At 73.6% G+C, this 15565-nt stretch carries 13 protein-coding genes; 1 reads left to right on the top strand and 12 read right to left on the bottom strand.

Going from position 1 to position 15565, the window contains the following annotated elements; genetic code table 11:
- Positions 1-5: 5 nt before the first annotated feature.
- The 10 genes from LUZ64_RS00215 to LUZ64_RS00165 all read right to left on the bottom strand — a co-directional run bounded on the left by LUZ64_RS00215 (position 6) and on the right by LUZ64_RS00165 (position 12367).
- Positions 6-497, bottom strand: coding sequence for a DUF2563 family protein (locus LUZ64_RS00215; RefSeq protein ID WP_095582686.1), 492 nt, complete (start codon positions 495-497; stop codon positions 6-8).
- Between the two features lie 95 nt (positions 498-592).
- Positions 593-2926 carry a xanthine dehydrogenase family protein molybdopterin-binding subunit gene (locus LUZ64_RS00210; RefSeq protein ID WP_095582695.1) on the bottom strand — a complete coding sequence of 778 codons (2334 nt, stop codon included), beginning with the start codon at positions 2924-2926 and terminating at the stop codon, positions 593-595.
- Between the two features lie 23 nt (positions 2927-2949).
- On the bottom strand, positions 2950-5088 hold the full coding sequence (locus LUZ64_RS37425; protein WP_095582687.1) for a (2Fe-2S)-binding protein: 2139 nt from the start codon (positions 5086-5088) through the stop codon (positions 2950-2952).
- The gene (locus LUZ64_RS00195) at positions 5085-5984 is read right to left on the bottom strand and encodes an FAD binding domain-containing protein (RefSeq protein ID WP_095582688.1); all 900 of its coding nucleotides are present in this window, start codon (positions 5982-5984) and stop codon (positions 5085-5087) included. The genes LUZ64_RS37425 and LUZ64_RS00195 overlap by 4 nt, the downstream gene beginning before the upstream one ends.
- A 295-nt stretch (positions 5985-6279) precedes the next feature.
- Positions 6280-7974, bottom strand: coding sequence for a beta-N-acetylhexosaminidase (locus LUZ64_RS00190; protein WP_095582689.1), 1695 nt, complete (start codon positions 7972-7974; stop codon positions 6280-6282).
- 4 nt (positions 7975-7978) lie between these two features.
- Positions 7979-8836 (bottom strand): carbohydrate ABC transporter permease, encoded by an 858-nt coding sequence (locus tag LUZ64_RS00185; protein ID WP_095582690.1) that lies wholly within the window; start codon positions 8834-8836, stop codon positions 7979-7981.
- Positions 8833-9765: a carbohydrate ABC transporter permease gene (locus LUZ64_RS00180; RefSeq protein ID WP_095582691.1), complete on the bottom strand. Its 933-nt coding sequence runs from the start codon at positions 9763-9765 to the stop codon at positions 8833-8835. Before LUZ64_RS00180 ends, LUZ64_RS00185 begins: the two co-directional genes overlap by 4 nt.
- Complete coding sequence (locus LUZ64_RS00175) at positions 9762-11123, bottom strand: extracellular solute-binding protein (protein WP_095582692.1); 1362 nt, start codon at positions 11121-11123, stop codon at positions 9762-9764. The genes LUZ64_RS00180 and LUZ64_RS00175 overlap by 4 nt, the downstream gene beginning before the upstream one ends.
- Positions 11124-11335: 212 nt before the next feature.
- Positions 11336-11629, bottom strand: coding sequence for a DUF3039 domain-containing protein (locus LUZ64_RS00170; RefSeq protein ID WP_078660579.1), 294 nt, complete (start codon positions 11627-11629; stop codon positions 11336-11338).
- A gap of 132 nt (positions 11630-11761) precedes the next feature.
- Positions 11762-12367 carry a YqgE/AlgH family protein gene (locus tag LUZ64_RS00165; protein ID WP_095582693.1) on the bottom strand — a complete coding sequence of 202 codons (606 nt, stop codon included), beginning with the start codon at positions 12365-12367 and terminating at the stop codon, positions 11762-11764.
- A gap of 263 nt (positions 12368-12630) precedes the next feature.
- Here LUZ64_RS00165 and murA point away from each other — a divergent pair, with 263 nt between their 5' ends.
- Positions 12631-13971, top strand: a complete 1341-nt coding sequence (murA, locus tag LUZ64_RS00160; protein ID WP_095582694.1) for a UDP-N-acetylglucosamine 1-carboxyvinyltransferase — start codon at positions 12631-12633, stop codon at positions 13969-13971.
- A 243-nt stretch (positions 13972-14214) separates the two neighbouring features.
- On the opposite strand, the gene LUZ64_RS00155 is transcribed toward murA, so the two are convergent.
- Positions 14215-14496 carry an HU family DNA-binding protein gene (locus tag LUZ64_RS00155; protein WP_071961969.1) on the bottom strand — a complete coding sequence of 94 codons (282 nt, stop codon included), beginning with the start codon at positions 14494-14496 and terminating at the stop codon, positions 14215-14217.
- A 272-nt stretch (positions 14497-14768) separates the two neighbouring features.
- The coding region (locus LUZ64_RS00150; RefSeq protein ID WP_276522571.1) for an NAD(P)-dependent malic enzyme at positions 14769-15565 on the bottom strand (797 nt) is incomplete at its 5' end.

Below are 15565 nucleotides of genomic sequence, written 5' to 3'. Positions count from 1 at the left end.
GTCGTCTAAGCCCGGGTCTTGCCGTGCGGCTGGCCGGGCGGGGTGAGCGGCGTACGTTCCCCCGTACGCGACGTGTTCTGGTGCTCCGCCGGGCCGTGCGGATCCAGCTTCGGGTCGTACTGACGCTGCATCCGGTCGTGGATCGCCCAGAGCTTGTCGCGCTCCTCAGCGTCCGTGTTGGCGTAGCCGCCGTGCGCGTCCAGTACCGCCGAACTCAAGGCGTCGATCTGGTCGTTCAACAGTTTGGCGAGCGTCGCGAGGTCGCTCTGGACGTCGTGGTAGACCTTGTAGAGCGCCCCGGCCGCGTTGAAATTCTTGCCGAGGGCGGCCTCGGACAGGCCCGTGTCGGCGACCTTCGTCGGTGCGCCGTCCGACTCCCCCAGCGTTGTCAAGAGGTCGTCGATCCGGCCCTTGAACTTCTTGAGGGAGGCCAACTCGGCGGCCAGGCCGCCCTTCGGCTCGTCCCCCGGTGCCCCGGGCTTCGCGTGCTCGGCCACGTCCGCTTTCTGCCTTCCCCCATTCACCCGCCGTCGCAGGTGACTTCACGCTACACACTAATACCGAGCGGTGACAGGCACATAAGTACGGCTACTCAGCCCGCCGTCACCACCGCCGCCTGCGGGCGGATCGGCAGGCGGTTGACCGGGCGGCCCGTCGCGGCGCGGACGGCGGAGGCGACCGCCGCCGGGGAGGTGACGACCGGGACGGCGCTGATGGCCTTGGCGCCGAAGGGGGCGACGACGTCGCGTTCCTCGACCAGCTTGACGATGCGGATGTCGGGGGTGTCCAGCGCCGTCGGCAGGGCGTAGCCCGTGAGGTCGGGGCGGCGGACCTGGCCGGCGGAGGTGCGGAGGTTCTCGGTGAGGGCCGCGCCGACGCCCTGGGTGATGCCGGCCTCGATGCGGGCCCGGGCCTGTGCCGGGTTGAGGACCCGGCCCACGTCCTGGGCGACGGCCATCTCCACCACGCGCACCGAGCCCAGCTCGACGTCGACGTCGACGACCGCGCGGACGGCGCAGAAGGCGAGGCCGACGAAGGCGTCGCCCTGGCCGGTCTCGTCCAGGGGCTCGGTCGGGTGGGGGCGGCACTGGGCGGTGGCCCAGAGTTCCTTGCCGTCCAGGGCCTCGCCCACCGTCGTGCTCAGCACGCCGTCGTACGAGGTGATCTTGCCGTCCGCGATGGTCAGCAGCTCCGTGGACATCCCGAACTGGGCGGCCAGGGGCTGGAGGAGCTGGGTGCGCACCATGCGGGCCGCCCGTTCCACCGCGCCGCCCGAGACCCAGGTGTGGCGGCTGCGCGCGCCGGGGCCGGAGGGGGGCTGGTCGGTGTCGACGGGGGCGACGTGGACCTCTTCGAGGCCGAGGACGTCCTGGACGATCTGCCGGGCGAGGGTGGTGAAGCCCTGGCCGGTCTCGACGGCCGCGCAGATGACGGTGGCGACCGAGCCCGTGACCTTGACCGTGGCCGTGGACACCTCGTCCGCGCCCTCCGCGCCCAGCATGTGGATCATGCCGAGGCCGTAGCCGACGCCGCGCCGGACCGCGCCGGGCTCACCGGCGCCGTCCGGGCCGCCGGGCAGCAGCCAGTCCTGGTCGGGGTCGTCCTGCGGGAGCGCGGGCAGCGGCTCGTCGCGGACTGCGCGAAGGAGTTCGGCCACGGGGGCCGGGCAGGTGACCGTCTGACCGGTGGGCAGCAGGTCGCCCGTGGCCATGACGTTGCGCAGCCGCAGCTCGGCGGGGTCCATGCCGAGCCGGGCGGCGAGCTTGTCCATCTGGCCCTCGTAGGCGGCGCACACCTGCATGGCGCCCTCGCCGCGGACGTGGCCGGAGGGCGGGTTGTTCGTACGGACCGCCCAGCCCTCGACGAAGGCGTGCGGGACGACGTACGGGCCGCAGGCGAAGGAGACGGCCGCGGCCAGGGCCTCGGCCGAGGAGTCCGCGTACGCGCCGGCGTCCAGCAGGATCTGCGCCTCGACCTTCACCAGCTTGCCCTCGGCGTCCGCGTGGTGGCGGTAGCGGAGCAGCGTGGGGTGGCGGTGCGGGTGGCTGAGGAAGGACTCCTCGCGGGTCGCGGCGAGCTTGACCGGGTGGCCGGTGCGCAGGGCCAGCAGGCCGAGCGGCAGCTGCATGCCCGGGTCCTCGCGGTCGCCCATCGCGCCGGGGACGCCCGTGACGACGACCTTGACGCGCTCCGGGGCCAGGCCGAAGCAGGCGGCGGCCAGATCGCGGTCGGCGTGCGGGTCGGTGGAGGCGGTGTAGATCTCCACGCCGCCGTCGGGGCGGGGCACGGCGAGGCCCGCCTCGGCGCCGATGGGCGCGGGGTCCTGGCGGCCGATGCGGTAGAGGCCCTCGACGACGACCTCACCGGTCGCCTCGGGGTCGCCGAAGCGCAGCGGGATGTGGCGGATCAGGTTGCCGTCGGGGTGCAGCGGCTCGGCGGAGAACGCCTGCTCGGGGTCGGTGACCGGGTCCAGGAGCTCGTACTCGACGGCGATGGCCGCGGCGGCGAGCCGGGCGGTGTCGGGGTGGTCGGCGGCGACGGCGGCGATCGGCTCGCCGTGGTGGCGCACGATCTCCGAGGCGAAGACGGGCCGGTCGGCGATGCGGCGGCCGTGCGCGGTGTCGCCGGGGACGTCGGCGTGGGTGACGACGGCCCGGACGCCCGGCATCCGGGCGGCCTCGGTGGTGTCGATGGAGAGGATGCGGGCGTGGGGGTGCGGCGAGCGCAGCACCGCGGCCCACAGCAGCCCCTCGGCCCACAGGTCCGCCGCGTAGGGGTAGATGCCCTGGGTCTTGGCGGCCGCGTCGGCGGCGGGGAGGGACACGCCGAGGCCGTGCGGCGGCGGCTCGGCGGCGCCGGCGAGGGCCGGCGAGGTGACGGGGGCCGTGGTGACGGCGCCGTCCGCCGCGCCCGCCGTTCCCGTCATGCCGCCCATGCCGCCCGTTCCCGTCATTCCATCGCCCTTCCGCTTCCGCCGCCGTGCGGGCCCGCCTGGTGCGGGATGCGTGCCTGGTCCGCGTCCGGCTGCGTCTCTTCCTGTGCCGCCGCCGACTCCGCGCGCTCCTCGACGACCTGGCGCACCGCGTCGAGCACGCCCCGGTAGCCGGAGCAGCGGCAGAGGTTGCCGCAGATGGCCTGGCGGGTCTCCAGCTCGGTGGGGGCGTGGTTGCCCTCGAGCAGGTCGTGCATGGTCATGGCCATGCCCGGCACACAGAATCCGCACTGCACGGCCCCGCAGTCGGCGAGCGCCCGCTGCACGTCCGAGGGCCGGCCGCCGGTGGCGAGCCCCTCGACCGTGCGCACCTCGGCACCGGCGGCGGTCGCCGCGGGCACCAGGCAGGAGGCGACGAGCCGGCCGTCGACCTGGACGGAGCAGGCTCCGCACTCGCCCTGCGAGCAGCCGTCCTTGGCCCCGGCGAGGCCGAGGCGCTCGCGCAGGACGTAGAGCAGCGACTCGCCGATCCAGGCGTCGGTCACGGGCCGGTCGGTGCCGTTGACCCGCAGGACGTACGAGGCGCAGGGGTGCTCCGTATGCGGGGGCTGCGGGGCGGGGACGTCCTCGGGGGCCGTCTCCGGAGCCGGGCCGTGGGCGGGTTCGAGGCCCGCGTCGAGGTCCCTGGAGAGGCCCGCGTCGAGGCCCGCGTCGGGCGCCGGGAAGGCATCGGGCGCCGGGAAGGCGTCGGCGCCCGGGTGCGCGGGCTCCGCGGCCGCCTCGGGGGTCTGCGCCGGGTCGGCCGCCGCCGACTGCTCCTGGTGCGTGTCCGCCGGGTTCCCCGGCAGGTGCGCGTCCGCCGGGCTCTCCGGCAGCTCGCGCGCGGGGGCTTCCGGCGGCGCGGCGTCGGCCACCGGCTCCGGCCCGTCGGCGGCCTGCTCCCCGGCGGCCGGGGCCTCGGCCACCGGCTCGGGCTTGGCGGGCGGTACGGGCTCGGGGCGGGCCGCCACGGGCTCGGGCTCGGCGGTGGGCACCGGGCCGGACGACGTCCACACGTTGGTCGGATGATCGCCCGTACCAGTGACACCGGTCGGGTGCGCGGAGCCGTCCGGAACCGGTCCGGCGGCCGGTTCGGCGGGCGGGACGGAAGCGGAGGGGAAGGCTGCGGCCATGGCTGCGGGCGGGCCCGGGACCGGGCCGGGCACCGCATCCGCAAAGGCGTCCAGGGGGTACTCCCCGGACCGCTCCGGCGTGTCGCCGGACGCGGCGGGGATCGACCACTGGCCGCTCGCGCCGGTGTCGCCACCCGGCGCGGCGCCCAGGGGGCCGCCCACGGACGCGGTCATGGGCGCGGCCGCCACCTGCTGTTCCCAGGCGCCGGGAGCGCCGCCGAGCACCGGCGCGGGGGCCGTCCAGTGCGTGCCGTGGCCGTCGGTGCCGTGCGGGTCCGGGTGCGGGTGGTGGCCGGTGCCGTGCGGGTCGCCGTGGAGGTGCGGGTCCACGTGCGGCCGCGGGGCGGTGCGGCCGTGCAGCAGGTACTCGCCGGACTCGTCCACCGGGTCGTCCCCGGCGGCCGGCACGGTCCAGTGCGCGTGGCCCGGGACCTGCCCGTAGTCGTGCGCCGGGGCCTGCTGCCCGAAGGTCCGGCCCGGGTCGTGGGCCTGGCCCTGACCCTGGCTCAGCCCCGGGTCCGCCGTGTGCGGGCCGTGCGCGCCGCCGTCGGCGAACGGCATCGCCCACTCCGCCGTGGCGTGCGGGTCCGCGCCGGTGCCCTCGCCGGGGGTGTGCGGGTGCTCGTAGGGCGCGGAGGCCGGTGCGCTCCACTCCCCCGTCCACTCCTGGACGGGCTCAGGGGCGCCCTGCGGCTCCGGGTGCTCCCCGCCGGGCCGCTGCGCCTCCGGCTGCTCCGGGTGCCGCTGTACGGGCGCCTGGGGCTGCTGCCAGGGCTCGCCGACGGGCGGGGTGTAGCCGCCTCCGCCGGTGGCGGCGAGGGGGTCCCAGCCGCCGGCGCCGGACAGCCCCGCGCCGGGGTGGGCGAGGAGCTCCGGCGGCAGTTGCAGGAAGGTGGTGCCCTCGTCGAACTCCCCGCCGCGCGGGATCGGCTGCCAGCCGCCGGGTCCGGCGGCCTGGGCGTGTCGCTGCTGTTCGTCACTCACGCGAGTGCCCTCCCCAGTGCTCGGCGGGCCAGAGTCGCCACCGTACGCCGCAGGTGCAGCGCCGCGGGCGGCAGGGTGCCCGGCTCGCCACCGTCGAGGGGGGCGGGCGCGGGGTCGGGAATGCAGGCGGCGGCCACATAGTCGCCGAAGGCCGCGCAGGCCTCGGGCGCGAGGGTGCGCTCGCCGTCCCAGTCGATGAGCGAGGCGACCCAGCCCTCGGCGTCGAGCGGGCGCAGCGGCATGGGCGCGACCGCGCCCACCGCGCACCGGACGTTGCGCCGGGCCGGGTCGAGGACGACGGCCACGGAGGCGACGGCGCGCCCCGGGCCCGTACGGCCGGTGGCCTTGAGGAAGGTCTGCGGGGCGTGCAGCAGCGGCACCCGGACGTAGCCGATCAGCTCGCCGGGGCGCAGCATGTCGAAGCCGGTCAGCAGGTGCCCGACGGGGATCTCGCGGCGGCCGCCGCCGGGGCCCGCGATGATCAGGGTGGCCTCCAGCGCGGCCAGCACGGGCAGCGCGTCGCCCGTGGGGGCGGCGGAGGCGATGTTGCCGCCGAGGGTGCCGGCGTTGCGGATCTGGGGCGGTCCGGCCGTGCGGGCGGCGGCCGCGAGCGCCGGGATGAGCGCGGCGAAGTCCGGCCGGCCCATCCGGGCGTGGGTGAGTCCGGCGCCGAGCAGGGCGTGGCCGTCCTGGTACTGCCAGCCGCGGATCTCGTTGATGCGGCCGAGGCCGACGAGGGCGGCGGGCCGGAGCAGCCCCGAGTTGACGGCGGCCATCAGATCCGTGCCACCCGCGACGGGCACGGCGGCGGGCATGGCGGAGAGTGCCGCCACGGCCTCGTCGAGCGAGCCCGGCAACGTCACCGTGTGCGCCGCCTGCGGTGCGTGCGTGGTCAACCCAGCTGCCCCTTCCCCGGTGGTCCCGACTGTTCCGCCTGATCCCGCCGTACGGTACGTGCTGTCGGCCCGGACGTGGCAACTCTGGCACATCTTCCGAGTCCGCCGTCGCGAGGGTCCACGAACCGCCGGTCCGTCCCCGGCCTGGCGAATGGTCCGCTTTTCAGCAGTGTTGCCACTCTGTACGGATTGCCATGATTAGGGGACTATCAGGGGCCCTTGTACGACTTACGGTGTGTGTGGAGGACCCACCGTGCCAGGGGGCCGGCGCGCGGACGGGGCGGTTCGGCACGGCTCACACGATCGGGGGCGCGCCGTCGATCGGGCGTCCGAGGAGGCCGGGCCGGCGCTGCCAGGGGCGGGGGCCGCCGGGTGGCCGGTAGTCGACGCCGAGGGCGTCCAGGCGGGCGTAATGGGCCGTCATCCGGCGCTCGAAGCCGCGGTAGTCGCGCTCCGCGGGCGCGGGCAGCGCGGACCAGACGGCCTCGGCGAAGGCGGCCAGGCGGGGGAACGCCTGGTAGTCGACGCGCTGCTGGGTCTCCGTCACCTCGGTCCAGAGGTTGGCCTGGGCGCCGAGGACGCGGGCGGCCGCCTCCCCGGTGAGCTCGGGCGGTACGGGCTCGAAGCGGTAGACGTCCTCCAGGGTGCGGACGTAGCCGATCGGTACCGGCTCGTCGGGCCCGTCGGCCTGCCGGTGGTCGAGGTAGACCCGCTGCTCGGGGCACATCACCACGTCGTGCCCGGCCTTCGCGGCGGCGACGCCGCCCGCGTAGCCGCGCCACGAGGAGACCGTCGCGCCGGGCGCCAGGCCCCCTTCCAGGATCTCGTCCCAGCCGACCAGCCGCCGGCCCCGCTCGGCGAGCCACCGGTCGAAGTGCCGGATGAACCAGCTCTGAAGCCCGTCCTCGTCGCCCAGCCCCTCCGTCTCGATCCGGGCGCGGGCGGCCGGGGACGCCTTCCACTGGTCCTTGGGGCACTCGTCGCCGCCGAGGTGGACGAAGGGCGAGGGGAAGAGTTCGAGGACCTCGGTGAGGACGTCCTCGTAGAAGGCGAGGGTGCGGTCGGTGGGGGCGAGGACGTTCGGGCTGACGCCCCAGGTGTCCCAGACGGACAGCGCGGCGGTGTCGACGACGTCGGTGTTGCCCAGTTCGGGGTACGCGGCGATGGCGGCCTGCGAGTGGCCCGGGACGTCGATCTCGGGGACGACGGTGATGTGCCGTTCGGCGGCGTACGCGACGATCTCGCGGATGTCGTCCTTCGTGTAGAAGCCGCCGTGCGGGCGCTCGTCCCACAGCGGTGACGCCCGGTGGCCGAGCTTGGTCCGCGCCCGCCAGGCGCCGACCTCCGTCAGCCTCGGGTAGCGGTCGATCTCCAGGCGCCAGCCCTGGTCGTCCGTCAGGTGGAGGTGGAGGACGTTGAGCTTGTGCGCGGCGAGCAGGTCGAGGAAGCGCAGCACCCCGTCCTTGGGCGTGAAGTGGCGGGCGACGTCGAGGAGGACGCCGCGCCAGCCGAACCGGGGCGCGTCCTCGACGACCACGGGAGGCAGCTCCCACTCCCGCTTCCCCGTGACCGACGCCCGCCGGAAGGCGGCCGGGCCGAGCAGCTGACGGAAGGTCTGCGCGCCCCGGAACACACCGGCCGCGCTCGCGCCGGCGATCTCGACGTGCCGGCCGTCGACGGTCAGGCGGTACGCCTCCGGGCCGTGCCCGTCGCCCTCGCCCTCGCCGAGCCCGGGCAGGATCCGCAGCAGGACCCGGCTCCGGCCGCCGCGGTGCGGCGCCAGCGGCAGGCCGGTGGCGGCGCCGACGGTCGCGCGCAGCCAGCGCGCGACGTGCTCGGTGCCGGGCCGCGCGTCCAGCCCCGTGTCCTCGCGGAGGACGTGGCCCGTCTCCCCGGGTACGGCCCTGACGCTCCGGGGCTCCGGGATCAGGTTCGTGCCGGTCGGGTCCGTACCGGCGTCCTTGCCCGTGTCCTTGCCGAAGTCACTCATGTCCTCAGTCCTTGACCGCTCCGCCGAGGCCCGACACGAGCCTCCGCTGTACGAGTACGAAGAAGACCAGCACGGGCACCGTCATGACGGTCGACGCCGCCATGATGCCGCCCCAGTCGTTGCCCTCGTCCTTGAAGAAGACGAGGAGCGCCATCGGCAGGGTGGAGTTCTCCGTGGCGCTGATGATGAAGGACTTCGCGAAGAGGAAGTCGTTCCAGGTCGAGATGAAGGAGAAGACGCTCGTCGCCATCAGGCCCGGGAGCACGAGCGGGAAGAGGATCTGCCACAGGAAGCGCGCGCGGCTCGCCCCGTCGAGGTACGCGGCCTCCTCCAGCGCCTCGGGCACGGCCCGGACGAAGCCGCGCAGCATCCAGATCGCGAAGGGCAGCGAGAAGGCGAGGTGCGGCAGGACCAGCGAGCCGAGGGTGTTGAGCCCGACGCCGGGCACCGCGTCGCCCACGTCCCGCATCAGGAAGAACAGCGGGATGGTGAGCGCCTCGACCGGCACCATCTGGGCCACCAGGAACATCACCAGCAGCGTCGTCCGGAAACGGAACCGGAATCGGGTCACGGCGGTGGCGGCGAGGAAGGCGACGAGCCCGGAGGCGAGGACCACGGCCCCCGCGACGAGCAGGCTGTTGAGGAAGTAACGGCCGAAGTCCTGCTGCTCGAAGACGCGCCGGAAGGCGTCGAGGGAAGGCCGCAGGGTCCATGGGCGCGGCTCGGCCGACCGCACCTCGTCCGCGGGCTTGAAGGCGGCGAGGACCATCCAGTACAGCGGGAAGGCCACCACAGCGGCCACCAGCAGGGCCGCGGCCTCCGCGGCGAGCCGCCACGGACGGCGAATCCGGAGGGCGGTCATATCTCCTCCCCCTGACGGCGCAGCAGCCTCAGGTAGCCGAGGGTGACGGCCAGCAGGATCAGCAGCATGACCACGCCGATGGCCGAGCCGAGGCTGTACTGCGAGGACGCGAAGGCCTTCTGGTAGGCGTAGACGTTGAGCGTGAGGTTCTGTCCGGCGATGCCGCCGCCGTTGGTCATCACATAGATCTGGGTGAAGACCTTGAAGTCCCAGATGACGGACTGGACGGTGACGACGACGAGGATCGGCCGGAGCATCGGTGCCATGACCCCGCGCCAGATCCGCCACTGCGAGGCGCCGTCGAGGGCCGCCGCCTCCAGCACCTCGGTGGGGATGGCCCGGATGCCGGCGTAGACGGTCACCATCACGAAGGGGAACGAGCACCAGACCACTTCGAGGAGGACGAGCCCGAAGGCGCTGTAGCGGTCGTACGTCCAGGAGTGGCCCTCGAAGCCGGAGAGGCCGAGCGCGCTCAGGGCCGCGTCGACCGGCCCCAGGTCGGGGTCGAAGAGGAAGAGCCACACCGTGGAGCCGGTGACGGCCGGGGTGGCCCAGGCGCCGAGGGCGGCGAGCATCAGCGCGAGCCGCGGCAGGGCCCGTACGCGGGTGAGGAGGACGGCCAGCGCGCAGCCGACGGCGAGCGTGGCGAGGACACAGGCGGCGGCGAAGACGACCGTCGCGAGGAGGACCTGCCGGAACTGGGGGTCCCGGAAGAGCTCGGTGTAGTTGCCCAGCCCCTGGAAGGAGGTGGGTTCGCCGCCGCTGACCTGGGCCTGGGTGTATTCGAGGAAGGAGATGAGGCCGAGCTGGTAGAGGGGGTAGACCAGCAGGCCGCCGATGAGGACGAGCGCGGGGGCGAGATAGAGCCAGGGCGTCCAGGCGCCGGTGCGGCGGCCACGAGGGTGGGTGCGGGTGTCGGCGGCCGTCATTTCCGGAACGCCGCGTTCATCTTCTTGGCGGCGCCCGCCGCGGCGGCGTCCAGGCTCCGGCGGCCGCTGACGATCTCCTGGAACATGACGGGCAGCACCTGCCCGGCGTCGACGGCGGCCCAGCCGGGCGTCGGGGGGACGGACCGGGCACCGGCGTCGAGCGTGTCCACGAAGGGCCGGACGAAGGGCTGCCGGCGGGCCGCGGCGGCGCGGACGTCGGTGAAAGTGGGCAGGAAGCCCATGGCGTCGAAGAGGTCGGCCTGGGATCGCTTCCCGGCCAGCGTCTTCATCAGGTCCACGGCGAGGGTGCGGTGGGAACTGCTCTTGAGGACGCCCAGGTTGTTCCCGCCGGCGAAGGCCGGGGCGATATCGCCCTCCGCCACGCCGGGCAGCGGTACGACCGCGTAGGCCCCCTTCACCTTGCCGTTCTCCACGGCACGATGGTTGAAGTCGCCCCCGATGGCCATGGCCGCCTTTCCGGAGGCGAAGGACTCGACCGTGGCGTTGCCGCCCATCTGCGCACAGCTGCTCGGCGGGCAGTTGTGGTCGCCGAAGAGGCCCGTCCAGGCGGCGATGCCCTTCTTCGTCCGCCCGTCCGTGAGCGTGGAGACGTAGCCGCGGCCCTTCTTCTCCGCGACGCCGCCGCCGTGCGCCCAGAGGAACGGCAGCGCGCCGTAGGTGTACGCGCCGCCGACGGCGAGCCCGTAGAGCCCGGGCCGCTCCCGGTGGACGCGGCGGGCGGTGGCGGCCAGCTCGTCCAGGGTGCGCGGCGGGCGCAGGCCGAGTTCCGCGAAGACGTCGGTGCGGTAGTACAGCGCCCGGACGCCCACGAACAGGGGCGCCCCGTACGCCTTGCCGTCCACGGTCACCGACCGGCGGGCCGCGGGGTCGGTGTCCTTCGCCTCGTCCCAGGCGGCGGTCTCGGCCGTGACGTCGGCCAGGCCGCCGTCCCGCACATAGCCGGCGGTGTCGGTGTTGCCGTACTCGATGAGGTCGGGGGCGCTGCGCGGGTCGTTGAAGGCGGCCTTGACGCGCTGGGCCCGGGTCTCGACCGGGATGTAGGCGACGTCGATCCGCACCCCGGGACGGTCCTTGGTGAACGCGGCGACGGCCCGGTCGACGACGGCGGCCTTGGGGGCGTTGTCGACCTCACGGAAGAGCCAGACCCGCAGGGTGCCGGTGGCCTTGTCGCCCCGGCCACCGGGCACGGCGGTCGAGGGCGCGCAGGCGGCCGCCGCGGTGAGCGCGGCGACCACGAGGCCGAGCGCCCGCGCGGCCCGGCCCGTACGGGGCGGCCGGGTCGTTCGGGCGGTCCCCCGGCCGGGTCTCGGGGCGGGTGGTGGTGACAGCGACGCCATGGGCTCCCCTCCCACGTCAAAGGCGTTGCAGTATGCGCAACACACGTTTCGCAGTGCACAACTGAGAGGAGGCTAGGGGCGCCCGGCCCGCCGGACAAGAGCAAACGGCCCCCGGAGCGCGGTCTCGCGCTCCGGGGGCCGTGGGAATCCTGGGGAAATGGCCCGGACGGGCCCGGACGGGCCCGGGCAGGGAGGCCCGGGAAGAACTCCGGTTACTTCTTGTCGCCGCCCTTGCCGCCCTTATCCTTGTCCCCGCCGGCGCCCATGCCGTCGAAGATCTCCTTGCACATGGGACAGACCGGGTACTTCTTCGGGTCACGTCCGGGGACCCAGACCTTGCCGCACAGGGCGACCACCGGCGATCCGGAGAGGGCGCTCTCCATGATCTTGTCCTTCTGGACGTAATGGGCGTAGCGCTCGTGGTCGCCGTCGCCGTGCGACACCTGCGGCGTCGGCTCTACGAGGGTGCCGGTCCCTGCCCCGCGCTCGGGCTCAAGAGTGCTCATGGTTTCCAAGAGTACTGGGGGGCGGGGCCTGGGACCGTTCCCCGGGCACGCCTGTCACCGCCCGTCGCGGGAGCCGCCGCCGGCCGGGCCGCCGGGGTGCGGGCGGGCGGCGTCCGGGCCGGGGCCACGCGCTCAGTTCAGGCTCGGGTCGTCCGGGTAGGTGGCGACCATCGCCAGCTCGTTGCGCTGGCGCCGGAGCACCGCCCGCCACAGCTGTCCGGGCTCGGGCGAGGAGACGTCGCCCGGCTCGGACTCCACGACGTACCAGGCGCCCTCGACCAGCTCCTCCTCCAGCTGGCCGGGTCCCCAGCCGGCGTACCCGGCGAAGATCCGCAGCGAGCCCAGGGCGGCGGCGAGCAGCTCCGGCGGGGCCTCCAGGTCGACGAGGCCGATGGCGCCGTGCACCCGGCGCCAGCCGAGCGGGCCGTCCCCGGTGGTGGCGCCCTTCTCCCCCTTCGCCCCCTTGTCATGGGCCTCCCCCGGCACCACTCCGACGCCCAGCGCGGAGTCCAGCGAGACCGGGCCGCCCTGGAAGACCACACCCGGCTCGCCCGTGAGGGACGCCCACGACTCCAGGATGTCGGCCACCCCGACCGGCGTCGGGCGGTTGAGGATCACGCCGAGGGAGCCCTCCTCGTCGTGGTCGAGAAGCAGCACCACCGCACGGTCGAAGTTCGGGTCAGCGAGCGCCGGTGTCGCGACAAGCAGCCGTCCTGTGAGCGAGGACACCTCGGACATGGGCACATGATCCCGCATTTCGGGCCGTTGCGGAGGGTGGACGACCACTCCGGCGGGACATGGGACCCCGGAAACGGGGCAGGGGGTACCGGGAAAGGGGAAAGCGAGGCCACGGAGATAACCGGTAGCGACCATTCCATTAACGCAGCGTGTTGTTGCGAAGCCATGACATACCCGTAGCCCCCTTACGCACACAGGAGGGCCCTCCGGTCGCATTACCCTTTCTTCTTGCCCCCCTGCCCAACTCCAGGAACGCGAGATCCATGACCGGCCCTGACGATGTACTGCTTGTCCACGGCGGCACCCCGCTCGAGGGCGAGATCCGTGTCCGCGGCGCGAAGAACCTCGTGCCGAAGGCCATGGTCGCCGCGCTGCTCGGCAGCGGACCGAGCCGGCTGCGCAATGTCCCCGACATCCGCGACGTGCGGGTGGTCCGCGGTCTGCTCCAGCTGCACGGTGTGACGGTCCGCCCGGGCGACGAGCCCGGCGAGCTGATCATGGACCCCTCCCATGTGGAGAGCGCCAACGTCGCCGACATCGACGCGCACGCCGGCTCCTCGCGCATCCCGATCCTGTTCTGCGGCCCGCTGCTGCACCGGCTGGGCCACGCGTTCATCCCGGGCCTGGGCGGCTGCGACATCGGCGGCCGGCCGATCGACTTCCACTTCGAGGTGCTCCGCCAGTTCGGCGCGACCATCGAGAAGCGCGAGGGCGGCCAGTACCTGGAGGCCCCGCAGCGACTGCGCGGCTGCAAGATCCGCCTGCCCTACCCCTCGGTCGGCTCGACCGAGCAGGTGCTGCTGACCGCCGTCCTGGCGGAGGGCGTCACGGAGCTGTCCAACGCGGCCGTCGAGCCGGAGATCGAGGACCTCATCTGCGTACTGCAGAAGATGGGCGCGATCATCTCCATGGACACCGACCGCACCATCCGGATCACCGGTGTGGACTCCCTCACGGGCTACAACCACCGCGCCCTGCCGGACCGCCTGGAGGCGGCCTCCTGGGCGTCCGCGGCGCTGGCCACCGAGGGCAACATCTACGTCCGCGGCGCCCAGCAGCGGTCGATGATGACCTTCCTCAACACCTACCGCAAGGTCGGCGGCGCCTTCGAGGTCGACGACGAGGGCATCCGCTTCTGGCACCCGGGCGGCTCGCTCAACGCCATCGCGCTGGAGACCGACGTCCACCCCGGCTTCCAGACGGACTGGCAGCAGCCGCTGGTCGTGGCCCTGACGCAGGCCTCGGGCCTGTCGATCGTCCACGAGACGGTGTACGAGTCCCGGCTCGGCTTCACCTCCGCGCTCAACCAGATGGGCGCGCACATCCAGCTCTACCGCGAGTGCCTGGGCGGCTCGGCCTGCCGCTTCGGCCAGCGCAACTTCCTGCACTCGGCGGTCGTCTCCGGCCCGACCAAGCTCCAGGGCGCCGACCTGGTCATCCCCGACCTCCGCGGCGGCTTCTCGTACCTGATCGCGGCCCTGGCCGCCCAGGGCACGTCCCGGGTGCACGGCATCGACCTGATCAACCGCGGCTACGAGAACTTCATGGAGAAGCTCAAGGAGCTCGGTGCGAACGTCGAGCTGCCGGGCGGCGCGGAAGCCTGAGCCGCGACCCTGTCCGGTCCGCGGCCGGTCCGCGGCCGCGCCTGAGGCCACGACGGCTCTGAGCTGCGAAGCTCTGGCGCGGCCCTGACGGCCCGTAAGCGCCTGTACCGACCACGGAGGTCGGTGCGGGCGCTTTCGCGCGTCTACGGGCCCTTACAGGCCCGTCATGGGCCATGTCCAGGCCGTGGCACGCCAAAAGGGCGGCCACCCCCGTGGGGTGGCCGCCCTTTCGCGCTGAGGGACTTACTTGCCCTTGGCGGCTTCCTTGAGCTTGGAGCCCGCGGAGACCTTCACGCTGTAACCGGCGGCGATCTGGATCGGCTCGCCCGTCTGCGGGTTACGAGCGGTGCGAGCGGCACGGTGGGTGCGCTCGAAGGTCAGGAAGCCGGGGATGGTGACCTTCTCGTCGCCCTTGGCGACGATCTCGCCGACGGTCTCGGCGAGCGCGGCCAGGACGGCGTCGGCGTCCTTGCGGGTCACCTCGGCGCGGTCGGCCAGCGCGGCCACCAGCTCACTGCGGTTCATGTTGTACTCCCGTGTTCTTCTTGCCAATGAGGCGTGAGATCGAAGCCGATGCTGCCAGGGCCCTCGGACAGTCCCCGGACCCGGGTCTGTTGCCAGACCCTCGCGCCCGGTTACGCATCCTGCCCCCACCAGTGGCGGGAAAGCCAATCCGGCACCCTGGAGAGTCACACGGAAAGCGGCACAGCCTCGGATACAGCCGCATTTCCGCGGCTGATTTCTGCCCGACACCTTATGGGCAGGTCGCGGGCCCCGAGGCCCGCGACGCGCCGTCGTCAGACGGTCGTGGTGCCCGTCACAGCCGTGCCGGCGGCCTTCGCGGCCTCCCGGACGGCACCCGCGACGGCACCCGCGACCTTGTCGTTGAAGACGCTGGGGATGATGTAGTTCGCGTTGAGTTCGTCTTCGGCGACGACGTTGGCGAGGGCGCGGGCGGCGGCGAGCATCATGTCGGTGTTGACGGTGCGGGACTGGGCGTCGAGGAGGCCGCGGAAGACTCCGGGGAAGACCAGGACGTTGTTGATCTGGTTGGGGAAGTCGGAGCGGCCGGTGGCGACGACGGCGGCGGTCTGGCGGGCGATGCCGGGGTCGACCTCGGGGTCGGGGTTGGCGAGGGCGAAGACGATCGCGCCGTCGGCCATCGCGGCGACGTCCTGGCCGCTGAGGACGTTGGGGGCGGAGACGCCGATGAAGACGTCGGCGTCGCGGACGGCTTCCTTGAGGGTGCCGGTGATGCCTTCGGGGTTGGTGTTGTCGGCGATCCAGCGCAGGGCGGTTTCGGGGCCGGCGTCGACGAGGTCGGGGCGTGCGGCGTGGACGACGCCGTGGATGTCGGCGACGACGGCGTGCTTGACGCCGGCGGCGATGAGGAGCTTGAGGATGGCGGTTCCGGCGGCGCCGGCGCCGGACATGACGACGCGTACGTCGCCGATGGACTTCTCCACCACGCGCAGGGCGTTGGTGAGGGCGGCGAGGACGACGATGGCGGTGCCGTGCTGGTCGTCGTGGAAGACGGGGATGTCGAGGGCTTCGCGCAGGCGGGCTTCGATCTCGAAGCAGCGGGGGGCGGAGA

The sequence above is a fragment of the Streptomyces albireticuli genome, from assembly GCF_021228125.1.
GTDB lineage: Bacteria > Actinomycetota > Actinomycetes > Streptomycetales > Streptomycetaceae > Streptomyces > Streptomyces albireticuli.
This window is presented reverse-complemented; position numbering and strand designations above follow the sequence as displayed.

Bases quoted from the DNA above. Each gene is read 5' to 3' on its own strand.
- LUZ64_RS00210 (WP_095582695.1), bottom strand. From the start codon at position 2,926: ATGACGGGAACGGCGGGCGCGGCGGACGGCGCCGTCACCACGGCCCCC.
- LUZ64_RS00190 (WP_095582689.1), bottom strand. From the start codon at position 7,974: ATGAGTGACTTCGGCAAGGACACGGGCAAGGACGCCGGTACGGACCCG.
- LUZ64_RS00185 (WP_095582690.1), bottom strand. From the start codon at position 8,836: ATGACCGCCCTCCGGATTCGCCGTCCGTGGCGGCTCGCCGCGGAGGCC.
- LUZ64_RS00180 (WP_095582691.1), bottom strand. From the start codon at position 9,765: ATGACGGCCGCCGACACCCGCACCCACCCTCGTGGCCGCCGCACCGGC.
- LUZ64_RS00175 (WP_095582692.1), bottom strand. From the start codon at position 11,123: ATGGCGTCGCTGTCACCACCACCCGCCCCGAGACCCGGCCGGGGGACC.
- LUZ64_RS00170 (WP_078660579.1), bottom strand. From the start codon at position 11,629: ATGAGCACTCTTGAGCCCGAGCGCGGGGCAGGGACCGGCACCCTCGTA.
- LUZ64_RS00165 (WP_095582693.1), bottom strand. From the start codon at position 12,367: ATGTCCGAGGTGTCCTCGCTCACAGGACGGCTGCTTGTCGCGACACCG.
- murA (WP_095582694.1), top strand. From the start codon at position 12,631: ATGACCGGCCCTGACGATGTACTGCTTGTCCACGGCGGCACCCCGCTC.
- LUZ64_RS00155 (WP_071961969.1), bottom strand. From the start codon at position 14,496: ATGAACCGCAGTGAGCTGGTGGCCGCGCTGGCCGACCGCGCCGAGGTG.